Below are 15663 nucleotides of genomic sequence, written 5' to 3'. Positions count from 1 at the left end.
GGCTCGCTCCAACGAAGCAATGCGAATTCTCGACCAGACCCTCTTGGCTTATGCCGTGAGGGGGCTGGCGCTCTTCAATCAACGTAGAAATCTGCCCGAGGCGCCAAAGAGAATCGGAATCATCCAGCCGAGCGCGATCGGCGACATGCTTCTTAGTTCCGGCGTTATTTCGGCCATTTGCAGCCGTTATCCTGATGCTCGGGTGCTGCTGTTCCACGGAACCAACAACGCTCCCGCAGCGCGCATGCTGGAAGCATCCGTCGAGCCCATCCTGTGCAATTTCTCAAGGCCCGACAAAGCGTGGCGGCAATTGCGCGCAGCACATATAGACCTCGTCGTCGATCTTACGCCGTGGCCGAACCTGACTGCCACGCTGGCGCGCATCAGTGCGCTTTGTGCGGTCGGTTTTGCCCCGAACTCCGCGAGAGGCCGTGTCTTCGATATAGCGGTCGAACATAGCGGCCTCCGACACGAGCTGGATAATCTGGCCGAGATGGCACGTGTATTTGGCGCGCAAGGCGAATACACTATGCGTCTTCGCTCCGATCACTGCTCACTTGCGGATACGCTACTGCTTGATCGGCTCGTGATCTGCCATATTTCGGCCGGCGGTCGACGTGCCGGGGAAAAGGCGTGGCCGAAGGACTACTGGGTCAACCTCTGCCGCAAACTGGTCAGGCTGGGCTATATGCCCGCCTTCACCGGCTCGGCCGCAGATGGACCTTTGGTCGAACAATTGCGAACGGAGCTTGGCGACGATGCCAACACCACACTCTCGCTTTGCGGCAAGGTTCCGCTGGCCGAGATGGGTGATCTTTTGCGCCGGGCTCAACTCGTCGTCAGTATCGACACGTCGGTGCTGCATCTTGCTTCCGCCGTCGGGGCGCGTGTCATCGGCCTTCATGGGCCGACACGATCTTTCCGGTGGGGGCCGGTCGGTTCGCAGGCCATCGGGCTGGATTCGCCGCATCCGGCAGCAGGCTATATCGTTTACGGCACAGAGACCCATCCGGAAGCGCTTGACGTCATGCGTGCGTTGAAACCGGAAACGGTTCTCGATGCGGTCCTGAATGCGATGCCGGGCACCGAGCCCGTTTCTGCGGCGGCGATTACGCAATATGCTTGAGGTCAATGCTCTAGCGAGGCTCGTTCCGGCCTATGATGCGGCGGCGCGGCGAAGGCCCGCGCTGCTGCTGGACCGGGACGGCGTGCTGAACGTCGATTCCGGTTATGTCGGCAGCTATACAGACTTCCAGTGGATACCCGGCGCGCTGGAGTCTCTCGCCGCCTTTGCACGGGCCAACTGGCATATCTGCGTCGTCACCAACCAGTCTGGGATAGCGCGCGGCTATTTCAGCGCCGAGGATGTGGAGCGGCTGCATCGTGAGATTGCGGCAGACGCTCGCAAGGCCGGCGGGCGCATCGACGCATTCTTCTATTGCCCGTTTCATCCGGATAGCCGGATTGCAAATTATCGCGCGGTCGATCACATCGACCGGAAGCCCAATCCCGGCATGCTGTTCAAGGCGTTGCATCACTGTGGCGCCGACGCGCATTTTTCGATCATGATCGGCGACAAGCCGAGCGATATCGAAGCCGGGCATCGCGCGGGTGTCGACAGCTACCGGTTTCCGGGCGGACGGCTGGACGATTTCCTGGCAGGCGTCATGCGGGCGAGGATCGCGAAAATCACTGCACTTCGTTGATATAGCGATGGTTTGCCGTGGTTGCCCGGTGCGAGGCGATCAGTACCGGCACAGCCATCTGGTCATATGCAACCTCGTCGATGGTCAGCACCGCGGCCGGAAGTCTCAGTCCGAGCCAGCGCGCGTCCTCATCATTGGCAAGGTCCGCACCGATCTGTTCGCGAACAGCGGAGATCCGGATGCTGTGATGTTCGAGCAGATGCAGGTAGAAGAGCGAGGGGATGTCTTCCGCCCGCTCCGGGAAGTCCGTAACCCGCTCGCGCGAAAGCGTCAGCGTCTCATGCATGATCGGCTTGTCATCGACGGTTCGCACGCGATGAAACGAGATGACCGGCGCGCCCTCCTCGATCTGCAGCTTTTGCGCATCTCTTGCAGACGCAGGACCAGTGGTTAGAGCGGTGACTTTCGTCACCGACTTGCTGAGCGACCCATCGAGGCCATGTAGCCGGAAATACTGAAAGAAGAGGCGCAGGCTGTGCTGCGGCTTGCGACCGGTCACGACAGTGCCGGTCTTGCGGCGGCGGCTGAGCAATCCGTCATTGGTCAGATCCATCAGCGCGCGTCGGATCGTGCCGACCGCAACCCCGTAGGTCTGCGACAGCGCAACCTCACTCGGCAGGACGGAACCGGGCTCCAGCTTGCCGAGCATGATGGCTTCAGTGATCTGCCTTTTGACGATCTCGTAGAGAGGTAGAGAAAGTTCGCCCGGCCTCTGCTCATCTGCTGAAATATTGGGCAATTCTGGCAATTATTTGCCTCTTCTTTAGAGTTGACTCATCGAGCCGATCTACGCAGTATTACTATATAGTTTATATTAAAGCGCAAGCCGGTCAGGAATGCGCTGAGGTGCCGAGGATACCGCAAATGACCGACCAGCAATTTGCTGCGCATCATGACACGCTCTCGTCTGCCATGGCAGTGATCGAGCGCGATGTCGAGAGCGCGATTGCTGATCTGTCGCGAATGATTGCTGTCGATACTTCCTTCCCTCCGGGTGAGGGCTACGGCCCTTTCGCCGACCTGATGTCAGAATTGCTGGCGCCACTCGGTTTTGCTTCTGAACGGGTGACAGTGCCGCGGGACCTCTGGTACGTCGACGGCGGCCCTGCCTCCGGGGAACGCGTCAACCTCGTTTCCACCCGGGAGAGCGGAAAGCCGGTCTGCGGCCTCTACTATCACGTCGATACGGTACCCGTCGCGCCCGGCTGGACGCGCAATCCCCTGGAACTGACGGTCGAGGGCGATAATCTCTACGGCCTCGGCGCAGCCGACATGAAGGGCACGATCGCCGCGACCCTCTTGGCATTGCGCGCTGCAAAGGAATGTGGCGTCGCGCTTGCCTATGATCCGATGCTGCTCCTCTGCACCGACGAAGAGGGCGGGCTCTATCCGGGCATCCGTTATCTGGCGGAGCAGGGCAAGCTGAAGGGCCATATCCTCAACTTCAACGGCTCGGCCGCGCCACGCATTTGGGCCGGTTGCTTTGGTATCTTCAACCTGCAGGTCACCATCTCCGGCCATGCCGTTCATGCGGGCGAGGGCAACCGCACCGGCGCCGGCGTCAACGCGATCGAAGGTGCGCTTCCGGTATTGAACGCGATTGCGGCGCTGAAGCCGGAAATTGCCAAGCGCGCATCGAAGCTCGCTCCGCCGCCGCATGCCACGGGGCCATTGCGGCCATCGTTGACGATTTCCGCGATCAATGGCGGTACGGCGGGAGGCCAAGTGCCGGCCGAAATCAAGATCCTCGTCTCCCGCCGCTACGCGCCGGAAGAAAGCTATGACGAAGCACGCGCCGAGATCGAGACCGCGGTCCGCGATTGTATCGCTGGCACAGATCTCGGCCTCAAGATCGATCTCGTCGGCCATCTGATCCCGACCGATGATCCGGAGGGGCCGCATTGGCCGCGCTGGCAGAAGGCATTGTCCGTGGGCTTCGGCTACAAGCCGGAAGACTTCCATAAATGGGGCGCGGCAAGCTGCTCGGACTTCGGCTACGTGCAGAAGGCCGGCTTCGGTCCGGAAGTGCTGCTCGGCGGCCTCGGCCGTCCGGAGAGCTGCATCCACAGCCCTGAAGAACACACGACCCGCCAGGACATCATCGCCCTGGCCAAGAGCATCCTTTCCTATCTCGCGGCCGACTTCGCCGCTTATGCCATTCCTGAAAATCGCAGCTGACGTATCAAAAAGGGAACATACACATGCTGGAAATGAAACGCCGCTTCTTCCTCGCCGGGACCGCAGCCATCCTGGCTGCGCCGTCCATGAGCTTTGCCCAGGCGGCACCTACCAAGGGTGGCACGCTGAAGATCTCCGTCGACCAGGCCGCGAGCGTCATTCATCCGCTGCTGACCCGCGTCAACCCGGAATACATGATCACCGAACTGCTCTACAGCAACCTGACGCGCCTCAAGGTCGATATGTCGATCGAGCCGGACCTCGCCGAAAGCTGGACGGCGAATGACGACCTGACCGAATGGACCTTCAAGCTGCGCACCGGCGTCACCTTCCATGACGGCTCAGCATTCTCTGCAAACGACGTCGTCGCCACCTTCAAGGCGATCCTCGATCCGGCAACGGCATCGCCCGGCCGTAACAACGTCGGCCCGATCACCGATATCGTCGCCGTCGACGACGCCACCGTGCTGTTCAAGCTCTCCGGCCCCTATGCCGACCTCCCGGTATCGGTTGCCTACACCAATGCCCGCATCATCCCGGCCGCCATCGCCACCGGCGATCTCAAGAGCCTGTCGACCAAGGCTGTCGGCACCGGCCCGTTCAAGCTCGTTTCCTACGAGCCGGACCGCCTGGTCGTCGTTGAACGCAACGAGAAGTATTACGACCCGGCCCGTCCGTATCTCGACCGCGTCGAAGTCCAGGTCTTCCCGGATATTTCGGCCGAAGGCTCTGCCATGATCGCCGGCGACGTCGACATCATCTCAACCCTGCAGCCGACTGAATTCCTGCGTCTCGACGGCAATGACGGCGTCGAAGTCCTGCGCACGCCGTCGGGCCAGTTCTGCAACATCAACTTCGGCTGCGACACGGCACCGTTCGACGATGTCCGCGTCCGCAAGGCGATCGCGCTGACCGTCGATCGCGAGGCCATGGTTGGCTTCGTCACCGAAGGCTTCGGCACGACCGGTAACGATACGCCGCTCAACCCGTCCTATCAGTTCTTCAAGCAAGTGAAACAGCGCGAGACTAACATTGAGGAAGCCAAGAAGCTTCTCGCCGAAGCCGGTCATGCCGATGGTCTGGAACTGACGCTGATCGCCTCCGACCGCCCGGCCGTCCGTACCCAGCTCGCCGTCGCGCTCCGCGAAATGGCGAAGGAAGCCGGCATCACCATCAATGTCCAGACCATGCCGCACGCCACCTATCTGGAACAGGTCTGGAAGAAGGGTGCCTTCTACGTCGGGTTCTACAACATGCAGCCGACCCCGGACGGCATCTTCAAGCTGCTCTACACCTCGGATGCAGCCTGGAACGAGACGCGCTGGAACAACAAGGATTTCGACGCACTGGTCGCAGAAGCTCGCGGCACGACCGACGAGGAAAAGCGCACCGAGCTCTATACCAAGGCACAGAAAATCATGAACGAGGACGTTCCCTCGATCATCCCGTCCTTCTTCGACGTTCTGGCCGCCAAGCGCAGCTGGGTGCAGAATTTCGAAGCGCATCCGCGCGCATCCGTCTTCCGCCTCGACTACGTCTCGCTCTCCAGCGACGCACCGAAGCGCGGTTGATCCGTCACCTTGCCGGACGCCTTCGGGCGTCCGGCCATCTCGACCGAGGAACACGCCCCTGTCACCGAATTACATAGCCAAGCGGCTGGTGATGATCGTCTATACGCTCTTCATCGTATCGCTCATCGTCTTCGCCATAACCCAGATCCTGCCCGCCGATGCGGCGGTGATGATGCTGGGCGAGAACGCCACCCAGGAAGCGCTCGATGCGCTGCGCCAGACCATGGGGCTCGACGCGCCCATTTGGCAGCAATATTTCAGCTGGCTCTGGCATGTCCTTCAGGGCGATCTCGGAACCTCGCTGCGCACCGGCCAGCCGGTTGGTCCGGTCATGTTCGAGGCGCTCGGGCGTTCGCTGCTGCTTGCCGTGCTGTCCATCGGTCTCATGCTGGTGCTTGCCATCCCGCTTGGCATCATCGCGGCAGTCCGCCGCGGCAAAATCGCCGACATGGTGGTCAGCCTCGTGTCCTATGCCGGTGTCGCCCTGCCTGAATTCGTGACGGCAACGGTCGCCGTCCTCATCTTCGCCGACTGGATGAAGTGGCTGCCCCCAACCGGTTATGTGCCGCTAACGGAAAACTTCGTCGACGGCATCATGCATCTCATCCTGCCGGTCTGCGTCATCTCGGTCATCCTGATCGCCCACGTCTCGCGCATGGTGCGTTCCGAACTCGTCGATGTGCTGCACACGGATTATATCCGCGCCGCTCGCCTGAAGGGCATTCCGCGCCGCGAGGTCCTGCGTCGCCACGCGCTGCGCAATGCGCTTCTGCCGACCATCACCATCGTCGCGCTTGACGTCGGTTATCTTCTCGGCGGCGTCATCGTCGTGGAAGAAATCTTCGCCATTCCGGGCATCGGTCGCCAGCTGATCGTCGCCATCCAGGCGCGCGACCTGCCCGCCATCCAGGCCGGCGTGCTAATCATGGCCGCCACCTATTCGATCGTCAATTTCATCGCCGACATCCTCTATGCCTGGCTCGACAAGAGGATCCAGTATGACTGAGTTCATGAAACGTCTTTTGAAGACGCCCCAGGGCGCCATCGGCGTTGCCCTTGTCGTCCTGGTCCTGCTGATCGTCGTCTTCGGCCCGCTGATCGCGCCGCATGATCCGGAAAAGCTGTCGCCGCTCGCCCGCTACAAGGGACCGAGCCTGATCTTTGGCTCGGCACCGACCAGTATGGCCGTGACATCTTCAGCCGTCTTCTGATCGGCGCGCGCGCAACCGTCGTTATGGCGGTCGCGGCGACCATCGTTGGCACGTTGATCGGCGCGCTCATCGGCACCGCGTCCGCCTTCCTTGGTGGCCGCGCTGACGAGCTGATCATGCGCACCATCGACGCCGTCATGTCGATCCCGAGCCTGCTTTTCGCGCTTCTCGTGGTCAACCTCCTTGGCTCCAGCACCGTCAATGCGCTCGTCGCTGTAGCGATCGCGTTTGCCCCGGGCATGGCCCGCATCACCCGAAGCGTCGCGCTGTCGGTGCGGAAGCAGGACTATGTCAATGCGGCGATCGCCCGCGGTGAAAGCTCCGGCTACATCATCCGCCGCGAAATGCTGCCGAACGTCATTGCGCCGATCATCGTCGAGATGACGATCCGCGTATCCTTCGCCGTCATGCTGTTTGCGACCTTGAGCTTCCTCGGTCTCGGTGCCCAGCCGCCGGCCGCCGAATGGGGCCTGATGGTCTCGGAAGCGCGCCGCTACATGCACCTTTCCGCCGGCATCCTGATCTGGCCGAGCGTGGCGATCGCCATCGTCGCCGTCGGCTTCAACCTTCTGGGCGACGGTCTCCGCGATGCCCTCAATCCGCGGACCTGAGGTGATACCCATGACCAATACAGAAAACCGCCCGGTCCTCTCCGTCGAAAACTATTCGCTGGACTACGAGACCGCCAACGGCCCGTATCACGCGCTGAAGAACATCAACCTCTCGATCGATCGCGGCGAGATCCTCGGCCTCGTCGGCGAGAGCGGCTCCGGCAAGACCTCGCTCGCCTGGTCGATCATGCGCTACCTGCCGCAGAATGCCCGCGAACCGGGCGGCCGCATCCTGCTCGGTGGCGACAACCTGCTGGAAAAATCCGAAAACGAGATGGAAACGTTTCGTGGCCGGCGCATCAGCATGGTGTTCCAGGACCCGAGCACGTCCCTCAACCCGACCCTTTCGCTCGGCACCCAGCTTACCGAAGTGCTGATCCGCCATCGCGGCCTGACGCGCCAGCAGGCGTGGAAGGAAGGCGAGGCGCTTCTCGACCGCGTCGGCCTGAAGACGCCAGCACAGATGATGAACCGCATGCCGCACGAAGCCTCCGGCGGCGAAAAGCAGCGCGTCGTCATCGCATCCGCCTTCGCCTGCAACCCGGAATGCATCATCTTCGACGAGCCGACCACGGCTCTCGACGTGATCACCTCGCGCCAGATCCTCGACCTCTTCGTCGAACTGCAGGCCGAGACTGGCGTCGCCTCGCTCTACATCTCCCATGACCTCGCGCTCGTTGCCCGCACCGCAGGCCGCGTCGCCGTGATCAAGCGCGGCGATATCGTCGAGCAGGGTAGCGTCCGCGAAATCTTCACCAATCCGCAGCAGGACTATACCAAGGAACTGATCGCAGCCGTGCCCGACCCGTCCCATCGTCTGGTCAAGGACGACGTGGTGGCGGCCGAGAAGCCGCTGGTAAAGGTCGAGAATGTCAGCGTCCATTTCGGGCGCAAGCCGTTCCTCGCGGCGCTGACCGGCAAGAAGACCGAACGTGTCACCGGTAACAACGCGATCAGCCTCAGCGTCAATCCTGGCGAAATCCTCGGCATCGTCGGCGAGATCCGGTTCCGGCAAGTCGACGCTCGCCAAGGCGATGACCGGCCTCAATCGTTTCGAGGGTAAGATCTGGTTCGATGGTCGCGAGATCAAGAGCCTTGGCGACATGGACAATGCCTATCGCAAGGATGTCCAGATCATCTTCCAGCATCCGGACGCCTCGCTCAATCCGCGCCAGAAGATCTCCGAAATCCTGTCGCGCCCGCTGAAACTGTTCGGCGATGCGAGCGATCTCGAGAAAAAGGTCGGCGACATGCTGGAGCAGGTGCGCCTGCCGCGCACCCATGCCAACCGATATCCGCACCAGCTGTCGGGCGGTGAGAAGCAGCGCGTCGCCATCGCCCGCGCCTTTGCCTCCAAGCCGAAGCTCGTCATCTGCGACGAGATCACCTCGGCGCTCGACGTCTCGGTTCAGGCATCGGTCGTGGAACTGCTGCTCGAGCTGCAGAAGGCGAGCGGTACGGCCTATCTCTTCATCACCCACGATCTCAACCTGATCCGCCAGATCGCACACCGGATCGCCGTCATGTATCGCGGCGATCTGATCGAGGTGGTGAAGGCGGAGGAGATCGATAGTCCTGACCGGGCGGATTACACGCGCCGCCTGATCGAGGCGGTGCCCCGCGCCGCTGCCCAGTACCAGTAACTGCCTACCAGTGACCCCAATGCCAGTGAGAATGCATCAAGGAGCATGACAATGGACCCGAAGTCCCTTCTGGACCGGATCGACGAAAAGGCCTGCCTCGATTTCCTGTCGAAGATGGTCCAGCACAAGAGCCATTCGGAGACCGAAGGCGAGAAGGATCTCGCCCGCTGGATGGCCAAGGAGCTTGAAAAGATCGGCGTCGATGCCGAGCTGCAGCCCTTCGACGAAGGCCGCCGCTTCAACACGATCGGCCGCCTGAAGGGCGAAGGCGGCGGTAAGAGCCTGCTGTTCAACGGCCATCTCGACACCAACCCGGTCACCGAAGGCTGGACGGTCGATCCCTATGCCGGTCTGGTGGACGACAAGTTCATCTACGGTATCGGCGTCTCCAACATGAAGGCCGGCGATGCGGCCTATTTCTGCGCGGTGAAGACGCTGCTCGATGCAGGCGTGAAGCTGAAGGGCGATGTCGTCCTGACCTTCGTCGTCGGCGAATTGCAGGGCGGTGTCGGCACCCTGGCGGCGATCCATGGCGGCGTGAAGGCAGACTATTTCATCAACAGCGAGCCGAGCGACCTCGTCGCCGTCACCATGCATGCGGCGGCACTGAGCTACGTCATCGAACTGACGGGCGATACGCGCCACCTGTCGAAGCGCGAAGAGTCGGTCGATGCCATCGCGGCCGCCTGCGACATCATTCCGCGCATCAACGCGATGACCTTCAGCGGCGCCAAGAGCGATACCCACAAGTCGATCAACCGCGGCCATGTCGGCGTCGTCCACGGCGCGCTCGGCCGTGATTTTGCCGAATGGCGTCCGCCGCAGGTTGCTGACTTCGTTCGCCTGCGCGGCTCGCTGCGTTATGCGCCGGGTCAGACCCAGGAAAGCGTGCTCGCGGACGTCGATGCGGAACTGCGCCTTCTCGAAGGCCGCTTCCCGGGCCTCAAGGCCAAGCTGGTTCCCGACATGATCGAGGGCCGTCCGCTGATGCCGCCCTTCGAAGTCTCGCCGGATAGCCGCATCGTCAAGTCGATCAACGCCGCATATGAAACCGTGCGCGGCGAAAAGCAGCCGACCGGCGCGATCACGCCGACCCGCTTCTACGGCACCGATGCCGGCCACCTCTACAAGGAGCTCGGCATGGAAGGCATCGTCTGCGGTCCGGGCGGCCGCTACAACACGATGCCGGACGAGCGCGTCGACATCATCGACTATCTCGACATGATCCGCGTCTACATGCTGACCATCCTCGACATCTGCGAGGTGGCGTAAGGTGTTTTCCCGGGCGGAATTTGATCGTCGTATCGCTCTCGCCCGGGACGCCATGGCGTCTTCAGGCGCCGATCTGCTGCTTGTCGACAGCGGCGAGCTTCTGGCCTGGCTGACGGGCTATACCGTGTCTGAAACCATGTATCGCGCGGCCTTCCTGCCGCGCGAGGGCAACGCCTGGTTCACGCTGCGCGCACTCGACGAAGCGCCCTGCCGCGAAAAGAGCTGGATCACCGATGTCGTCGGTTTTGTCGACACGGAGGAAGCGCAGGCAGCCGTCGCAGCCAGCATCCGAGACCACGGCTTCGGCAAGGCCCGGATCGGGCTCGACACCAATTCCTACAGCATGAGCGCTGCCACTTTCACGCGCCTCACCCAGCTTGTGCCGGAAGCGACCTTCGTTCCGATGCCGGGCCTGAGTGACAGCCTGCGCTGGGTGAAGTCGCAGGAAGAGATCGACGTTCTGCAGCAGGCCTCCGAGGTCGCCAACAAGGCGATGGCGGCGATCGCCGAGCAGTCGAAGCCCGGCATGACCACGCGTGATGCGGCCGCCATCGCATCCGGGGTTTTCCTGCGCGAAGGTGCCGATACCGGCGAGGTCGGCCCCGTGGTCAAGGCCTCCGGCAGCCACGAATTCCTGCATGGGGTGTTCAAGACCGAAGCGATCGCGGAGGGCGATGTCCTGCATGTCGAACTCATCCCGCGCGTCGGGAATTACGGTGCCCGCATGATGCGGCCGATCGTGGTCGGCGCTCCGTCAGCCGAACTCACTGCCGCTGCGGAAAAACTAATTGAACTGCAGGATCGCCAGATCGCGGCGATGAAACCGGGCGCGATCGCCAGCGATGTCGATGCGATCATGCGTCAGGGCGCGCTTGATGCCGGCCTGCGTCCGGTCTACGAGAACGTCACCGCCTATACGCTCGGCCTCTATACCCGTACACCGCGCACCAGCGACTTTTCCGGTGTCTTCCTGCCGACCTCCGACTGGCCGCTGAAAGAGGGCATGGTCTTCCATCTGTACGCGACCGCACAGGGCCTCGGGTTTAGCGAGACGGTGGTTGTCGGCAAGGATGGCGGCATTCGCCTGACGAAGACGCCGCGCGGTATCCTGACCGCGTAACTCTCAGCGTCCGCGATAGACGAAGGGCGGCGGTTCGGCGAGGCTGTCGGCCTCCGCCTGCTCGGTCAGCATCTGGCGCAGCGGCGAGCGGATGCAGACCGGATCGGTTGCAGATGCATCGCCTGCCAGCGCCATGGCCTGGCAGCGGCAGCCGCCGAAATCGATCGCCTTGCGATCGCAGCTGCGGCACAGTTCCGGCATCCAGCTGTCGCCGCGATAGGCGTTGAAGGCCTGACCGTCGTACCAGATTTCGGCGAGCGGCTTGTCTTTCACATTGTCGAACTGAAGCGACGGAATGGTTTCGGCCGCATGACAGGGCAGGACCTTGCCGGATGGCGTGACGTTGAGACCGGTGCGTGCCCAGCCGCCCATGCAGGCCTTCGGATAGCTTGCATGATGATCGGCGCCGACATAGTCGATGACGATTACGCCTTCGAGACGCTTGCGCTGCTCCTCAACGAAGGCGTTAGCGCGCAAAAACTGTTCCTTCGTCGGCATCAGCGCCTTGCGGTTCCTGTCGGCCCAGCCGTGGAACTGCACCGTGGCAATCTCGATGCGCCGGGCGCCGAGCTTGACCGCCAGATCCAGCATGTCGCCCATCTGGTCCATGTTCTGCTTGTGGCAGACGGCATTGACGGTGAGCGGAATTCCCGCCGCATGGGTCCATTCGGCAACCGCGATCTTGCGGTCGTAGCCGCCCTTGTAGCCGCCGACAAAGTCGGCCAGTTCCGGCGTTGCGCCCTGGATGGAAAGCTGCAGGTGGTCGAGACCTGCATCCGAAAGCTCCGCGATCCGCTTTTCCGTCAGGCCGACGCCCGAGGTGATGAGATTGGTGTAGAGACCGGCCTTGGCTGCTGCGGCGGTAAGTTCCACCAGGTCGCGCCGCGCGGCCGGTTCGCCGCCGGAAAGATGCAGATGTAAAACGCCGAGAGAAGCCGCCTGCTTGAAGGTGTCGATCCATTCCTCGGTGGAAAGCTCCGACTTGATCGATTCCAGTTCGAGCGGGTTGGAGCAGTAGGGGCAGGCGAGCGGGCAGCGATGGGTCAGCTCCGCGAGCATGGCGATCGGTGCCGGAATGCGGATACGTCCGCCGGCCCATTCGCTTGTTCGTGGAATGCTGACATGCTCGTTCACGGTTTCAACTCCAGCATCCGTCGCTTGGAAAACTCGTCGACGAAGGCAATGACATCGCCGAGGATCTGTTCCTTCGGCGCTTCGAACTTGACCGAGAATTCCTCGGCAATGGCATCGAGACTACGCTCGCCGTCGAGCGCATTGACGATCATGACCGCGATCTCATCCAGCGCCAGCGCCCGCTCAGGCGCGAGCAGCACGGTCTGGCCGCGCACCGGGTCTTCGCGCAGCCTCACACCGCGGGCGAGCTTGGCGACCGTATTGGCGGTCACCGAAACGGCGGCCTGTTCGCTCATTCCGCTGCTCCCTTGAGAGCCGGCTGATCGAGTTCGCCGATCACACCCTCCTTGCCGTTCCAGCCGCCGGGCGGCAGGAGGGCAGGGGAGACATAGGCGTGATGCAGCGCATCGAGCTGCGCCCAGAGCACATCCGTCTTGAAGGTCAGTGCAGCAGCGGCCGCATCCTGCTTCTCAAGCGTATCCGCATGGTCCAGCACGTAGTTGAGGCCGAAGGCCACATCCACCGGCGCCTCGTCGAGGCGCTTGCGGAAATAGGACAGAGCCTGTTCGTTGGCGAAGGCATAGTGTTCGATCAGGCCGGCAATGCGGTTCTTGTGAATAGCCGGCGCGAAGAGCTCGGTCAGCGAGGCGGCCACGGCATCAAGAAGCGGCATGTCGCGCACGAAGCGAACATAGGCGTCGCAGGCAAAACGTGTCCCCGGCAGCACGCCACGGTTGGATGCCACATAATCCGGGTCGAGACCGACGGCCTCGGCGAGCTTCAGCCAGCGGCGGATGCCGCCACCTTCCTCGACGCCACCGTCATGATCTTCAATCCGCTTTCTCCAGGCCCGGCGGATGGAGATATCTTCGCAGCGGGACATGAAGGCGGCATCCTTGAGCGGGATGCGGCTCTGGTAATAGAAGCGGTTGATGACCCAGGCGCGAACCTGCGTGATGTTGCAATGGCCGCCATGCAGCATGCCGTGGAACGGATGCTTGTCATGATAGCGGGCGTCGCCGATGGCGCGCAGCCGCGCTTCGAAATCGGCTCTGTTCTGGGCGTCACTCAAGATCGACCTCCATGCCGTCATAGGCGACCCTGAAACCAGCTGCCTCGACTGCGTCCCGTTCCGGCCCCTGACGCCAGATCGGGTTCGTATTGTTGATATGGACGTAGACCATGCGGCCTATGTCGAGCCTCGATAGAATGTCCAGGCTGCCTTCAGGCCCGGAAATCTGCATATGCCCCATCCGTTGCCCGGTCTTGACGCCCGTCCCCACCCGCATCATCTCGTCATCGGTGAAAACAGTGCCGTCAAAGAATACCAGATCAGCACCGCGGATGCGATCTGCCAGCCAGTCAGGAAGCGTCGCGCATCCCGGAATATAGTAGGCACGACGACCGTTTGCCACGAATTCGATACCGATCGTCTGCTCGCCTTCCAGCCCGAGTTCCGGTTCTCCCTCTTCCAGATATAGAGCTACCTTGCCGGGTACGGCGAAGATGCGCGCTTCCACACCTTCCAGCGGCTGAAAGCCTTCATCGAGCCTGATCGTGCACCGGGTGACGAAGTCGGGATCCAGAACCTTGAAGACCGGATTGCCGTCGAGCACACCTCCGATGGAGGATGTGGCGAAAAGATCGAAAGCCTGTTTTTCACGGATCGTCAGAAGTCCGCCGATATGATCGACGTCGGCATTGGTAATTACCACGCTGCGGATCGGGCTATGGCGAAGGGTCTTGGGATGCAGCGCCGGCGTCTGCTGTATCTGCTGGCGGATATCGGGGGATGCATTGAAGATCGCCCAATTCTCTCCGTCGATGCTGACGGCCAGCGATGACTGCGTCTGCGGCGAAAGGCCGGAAGACGGGTCGCGGGCAGCGGCGCAGTTGGGGCAATTACAATTCCATTGCGGCAACCCGCCGCCAGCCGCCGAGCCGAGCACGAGAAAACGAAGACTGGTCATGGATTCTCGTGCCTAGCAGTCTCAGAACAGGACGGGTTCATCACCATCCGGCTGGGCGTAGCGGTTGATTTCCATGCCGCAGCTGACTTCAACGAACTTAGGTGCAGTCCACTTCATGATAGTCTCCTTTCTGAGGGCCTTTGTTTGGCCCTGTTTTGTCATATGCGCTCCGCCTCCGTTTGTACAAGAGGGATTGTGCATACGCCGTTTGACTTGCTTGCGATAAGCAAACATCAGGAGGGCGAAAGATGTTGCTGCAGCGGTATATTCAATTGGACCGATACAGCTTGAAAACCTGTCACTTTCCATCAACTTTTCGGGAGCAAGGCACGATCGCGGTTTTCCCACCCACCAATCCCCGTGCCAGCCTTTGGTGGGCAATCTGAAATCTTGCGTGTTACGATCCCATTACCTGCGTATAGCGCCCGAAAGAAGTACTATTCAGCTTCTCCCAACACCTCGTGCCGATGACCGGTGACGCGTGGAGCCGCCCGCCTGCCTACATAGCCCCGGGTACCATCCATCAATTGTCGAGTGTAAGGATTGCGCACCGTGTCCGTCAGAAGCTGGTCGCGCGTCGCTATCTCGACAAAGCCGCCGTCCTGCATGATGGCTACGCGATTGCAGAGATGGGCAACAACCGCCAGGTCATGGCTGACGAGAATATAAGTCAGTTTTTCGCGCTCTCTCAAGTCCTTGAGGAGATTCAGGATTTCCGCTTGTATCGACACGTCGAGTGCGGATGTCGGCTCGTCGAGCAGGAGGATCTGCGGCTCCAGGATCAACGCGCGGGCGATTGCCACGCGCTGGCGTTGGCCGCCGGAAAGCTGATGCGGATATCGGTATCGGAAATTCTGTGGCAGGCCGACATCCTTCAGCACCTTTTCGATCCGCGCCTGGCGATTGTCCTTGCCGTGAATCTCAAGCGGCTCCAGCAATGTGCGGCCAATCGTGTGACGTGGATGGATGGAGCCAAAAGGGTCCTGGAATACGAGCTGCTGCTTGGCAAGCTGCCCTCGCGTGCGCTTCTGGCTGATCGCCTCCCCATCGATCTCGATTGTGCCAGTCCATTGCCGGTTACGGCCGGCAAGGGCGCCCAATATCGTTGACTTGCCGCAGCCACTTTCGCCGACAAGGCCGAAGGTCTCGCCCTTTGCGACGTCGAAGGACACATCCTTCACCACCTTGGTCAGCCTGTCGCCTGAGCCATAGGACACGGCGAGATGGTCCACCTTGATCATCGTCAT

Annotated in this window: 14 protein-coding genes and 2 pseudogenes; 9 read left to right on the top strand and 7 right to left on the bottom strand. The window is 61.7% G+C overall.

The window, feature by feature from the left end; all coding sequences use genetic code 11:
• Positions 1–19: 19 nt before the first annotated feature.
• Positions 20–1126 carry a glycosyltransferase family 9 protein gene (locus N7E02_RS01370; protein WP_286578302.1) on the top strand — a complete coding sequence of 369 codons (1107 nt, stop codon included), beginning with the start codon at positions 20–22 and terminating at the stop codon, positions 1124–1126.
• Positions 1119–1706, top strand: coding sequence for a D-glycero-alpha-D-manno-heptose-1,7-bisphosphate 7-phosphatase (locus tag N7E02_RS01365; protein ID WP_286578301.1), 588 nt, complete (start codon positions 1119–1121; stop codon positions 1704–1706). The genes N7E02_RS01370 and N7E02_RS01365 overlap by 8 nt, the downstream gene beginning before the upstream one ends.
• On the opposite strand, the gene N7E02_RS01360 is transcribed toward N7E02_RS01365, so the two are convergent.
• Positions 1690–2454 carry a GntR family transcriptional regulator gene (locus N7E02_RS01360; RefSeq protein WP_286578299.1) on the bottom strand — a complete coding sequence of 255 codons (765 nt, stop codon included), beginning with the start codon at positions 2452–2454 and terminating at the stop codon, positions 1690–1692. The two genes, N7E02_RS01365 and N7E02_RS01360, sit on opposite strands and share 17 nt — an antisense overlap.
• Positions 2455–2570: 116 nt before the next feature.
• Here N7E02_RS01360 and N7E02_RS01355 point away from each other — a divergent pair, with 116 nt between their 5' ends.
• From N7E02_RS01355 to N7E02_RS01325, 7 genes and pseudogenes are all read left to right on the top strand, one after another.
• Positions 2571–3884, top strand: a complete 1314-nt coding sequence (locus N7E02_RS01355; RefSeq protein WP_286578298.1) for a M20 family metallopeptidase — start codon at positions 2571–2573, stop codon at positions 3882–3884.
• A 23-nt stretch (positions 3885–3907) separates the two neighbouring features.
• The gene (locus N7E02_RS01350) at positions 3908–5455 is read left to right on the top strand and encodes an ABC transporter substrate-binding protein (RefSeq protein WP_286578297.1); all 1548 of its coding nucleotides are present in this window, start codon (positions 3908–3910) and stop codon (positions 5453–5455) included.
• A 91-nt stretch (positions 5456–5546) separates the two neighbouring features.
• Positions 5547–6461, top strand: a complete 915-nt coding sequence (locus N7E02_RS01345; RefSeq protein WP_374730614.1) for an ABC transporter permease — start codon at positions 5547–5549, stop codon at positions 6459–6461.
• A pseudogene (locus N7E02_RS01340) lies at positions 6454–7277 on the top strand (ABC transporter permease). Before N7E02_RS01345 ends, N7E02_RS01340 begins: the two are co-directional and overlap by 8 nt.
• Positions 7278–7287: 10 nt before the next feature.
• Positions 7288–8920: pseudogene (locus N7E02_RS01335) on the top strand (dipeptide ABC transporter ATP-binding protein).
• A 51-nt stretch (positions 8921–8971) separates the two neighbouring features.
• Complete coding sequence (locus N7E02_RS01330) at positions 8972–10192, top strand: M20 family metallopeptidase (RefSeq protein WP_286578296.1); 1221 nt, start codon at positions 8972–8974, stop codon at positions 10190–10192.
• 1 nt (position 10193) lies between these two features.
• A complete protein-coding gene (locus tag N7E02_RS01325) occupies positions 10194–11312 on the top strand; it encodes a M24 family metallopeptidase (RefSeq protein WP_286578295.1) in 1119 nt (372 codons plus the stop codon).
• Positions 11313–11315: 3 nt separating this feature from the next.
• Here N7E02_RS01325 and pqqE read toward each other — a convergent pair whose 3' ends face one another.
• The 6 genes from pqqE to N7E02_RS01295 all read right to left on the bottom strand — a co-directional run bounded on the left by pqqE (position 11316) and on the right by N7E02_RS01295 (position 15663).
• Positions 11316–12371 carry a pyrroloquinoline quinone biosynthesis protein PqqE gene (pqqE, locus tag N7E02_RS01320; protein ID WP_286578392.1) on the bottom strand — a complete coding sequence of 352 codons (1056 nt, stop codon included), beginning with the start codon at positions 12369–12371 and terminating at the stop codon, positions 11316–11318.
• 71 nt (positions 12372–12442) lie between these two features.
• Positions 12443–12742, bottom strand: coding sequence for a pyrroloquinoline quinone biosynthesis peptide chaperone PqqD (gene pqqD / locus N7E02_RS01315; RefSeq protein WP_286578294.1), 300 nt, complete (start codon positions 12740–12742; stop codon positions 12443–12445).
• The gene (gene pqqC / locus N7E02_RS01310; RefSeq protein ID WP_286578293.1) at positions 12739–13539 is read right to left on the bottom strand and encodes a pyrroloquinoline-quinone synthase PqqC; all 801 of its coding nucleotides are present in this window, start codon (positions 13537–13539) and stop codon (positions 12739–12741) included. The genes pqqD and pqqC overlap by 4 nt, the downstream gene beginning before the upstream one ends.
• Positions 13511–14416, bottom strand: coding sequence for a pyrroloquinoline quinone biosynthesis protein PqqB (gene pqqB / locus N7E02_RS01305; protein WP_286578292.1), 906 nt, complete (start codon positions 14414–14416; stop codon positions 13511–13513). Before pqqB ends, pqqC begins: the two co-directional genes overlap by 29 nt.
• Positions 14417–14437: 21 nt before the next feature.
• The gene (gene pqqA / locus N7E02_RS01300; RefSeq protein ID WP_092994078.1) at positions 14438–14533 is read right to left on the bottom strand and encodes a pyrroloquinoline quinone precursor peptide PqqA; all 96 of its coding nucleotides are present in this window, start codon (positions 14531–14533) and stop codon (positions 14438–14440) included.
• A gap of 320 nt (positions 14534–14853) precedes the next feature.
• Positions 14854–15663 carry an ABC transporter ATP-binding protein gene (locus N7E02_RS01295; protein WP_286578291.1) on the bottom strand — a complete coding sequence of 270 codons (810 nt, stop codon included), beginning with the start codon at positions 15661–15663 and terminating at the stop codon, positions 14854–14856.

This window comes from Terrirhizobium terrae, assembly GCF_030323265.1.
GTDB lineage: Bacteria > Pseudomonadota > Alphaproteobacteria > Rhizobiales > Rhizobiaceae > Neorhizobium.
The sequence above is the reverse complement of the archived record's forward strand: the minus strand, read 5'-3'. Positions and strand labels throughout refer to the sequence as shown.

Coding starts and splice junctions, on each gene's coding strand:
- N7E02_RS01345 (WP_374730614.1), top strand. CDS start 5,547: ATGATCGTCTATACGCTCTTCATCGTATCGCTCATCGTCTTCGCCATA.
- pqqD (WP_286578294.1), bottom strand. CDS start 12,742: ATGAGCGAACAGGCCGCCGTTTCGGTGACCGCCAATACGGTCGCCAAG.
- pqqE (WP_286578392.1), bottom strand. CDS start 12,371: ATGCTCGCGGAGCTGACCCATCGCTGCCCGCTCGCCTGCCCCTACTGC.
- N7E02_RS01370 (WP_286578302.1), top strand. CDS start 20: ATGCGAATTCTCGACCAGACCCTCTTGGCTTATGCCGTGAGGGGGCTG.
- N7E02_RS01365 (WP_286578301.1), top strand. CDS start 1,119: ATGCTTGAGGTCAATGCTCTAGCGAGGCTCGTTCCGGCCTATGATGCG.
- pqqA (WP_092994078.1), bottom strand. CDS start 14,533: ATGAAGTGGACTGCACCTAAGTTCGTTGAAGTCAGCTGCGGCATGGAA.
- N7E02_RS01295 (WP_286578291.1), bottom strand. CDS start 15,663: ATGACGATGATCAAGGTGGACCATCTCGCCGTGTCCTATGGCTCAGGC.
- N7E02_RS01330 (WP_286578296.1), top strand. CDS start 8,972: ATGGACCCGAAGTCCCTTCTGGACCGGATCGACGAAAAGGCCTGCCTC.
- N7E02_RS01350 (WP_286578297.1), top strand. CDS start 3,908: ATGCTGGAAATGAAACGCCGCTTCTTCCTCGCCGGGACCGCAGCCATC.
- N7E02_RS01355 (WP_286578298.1), top strand. CDS start 2,571: ATGACCGACCAGCAATTTGCTGCGCATCATGACACGCTCTCGTCTGCC.
- pqqB (WP_286578292.1), bottom strand. CDS start 14,416: ATGACCAGTCTTCGTTTTCTCGTGCTCGGCTCGGCGGCTGGCGGCGGG.
- pqqC (WP_286578293.1), bottom strand. CDS start 13,539: ATGACGGCATGGAGGTCGATCTTGAGTGACGCCCAGAACAGAGCCGAT.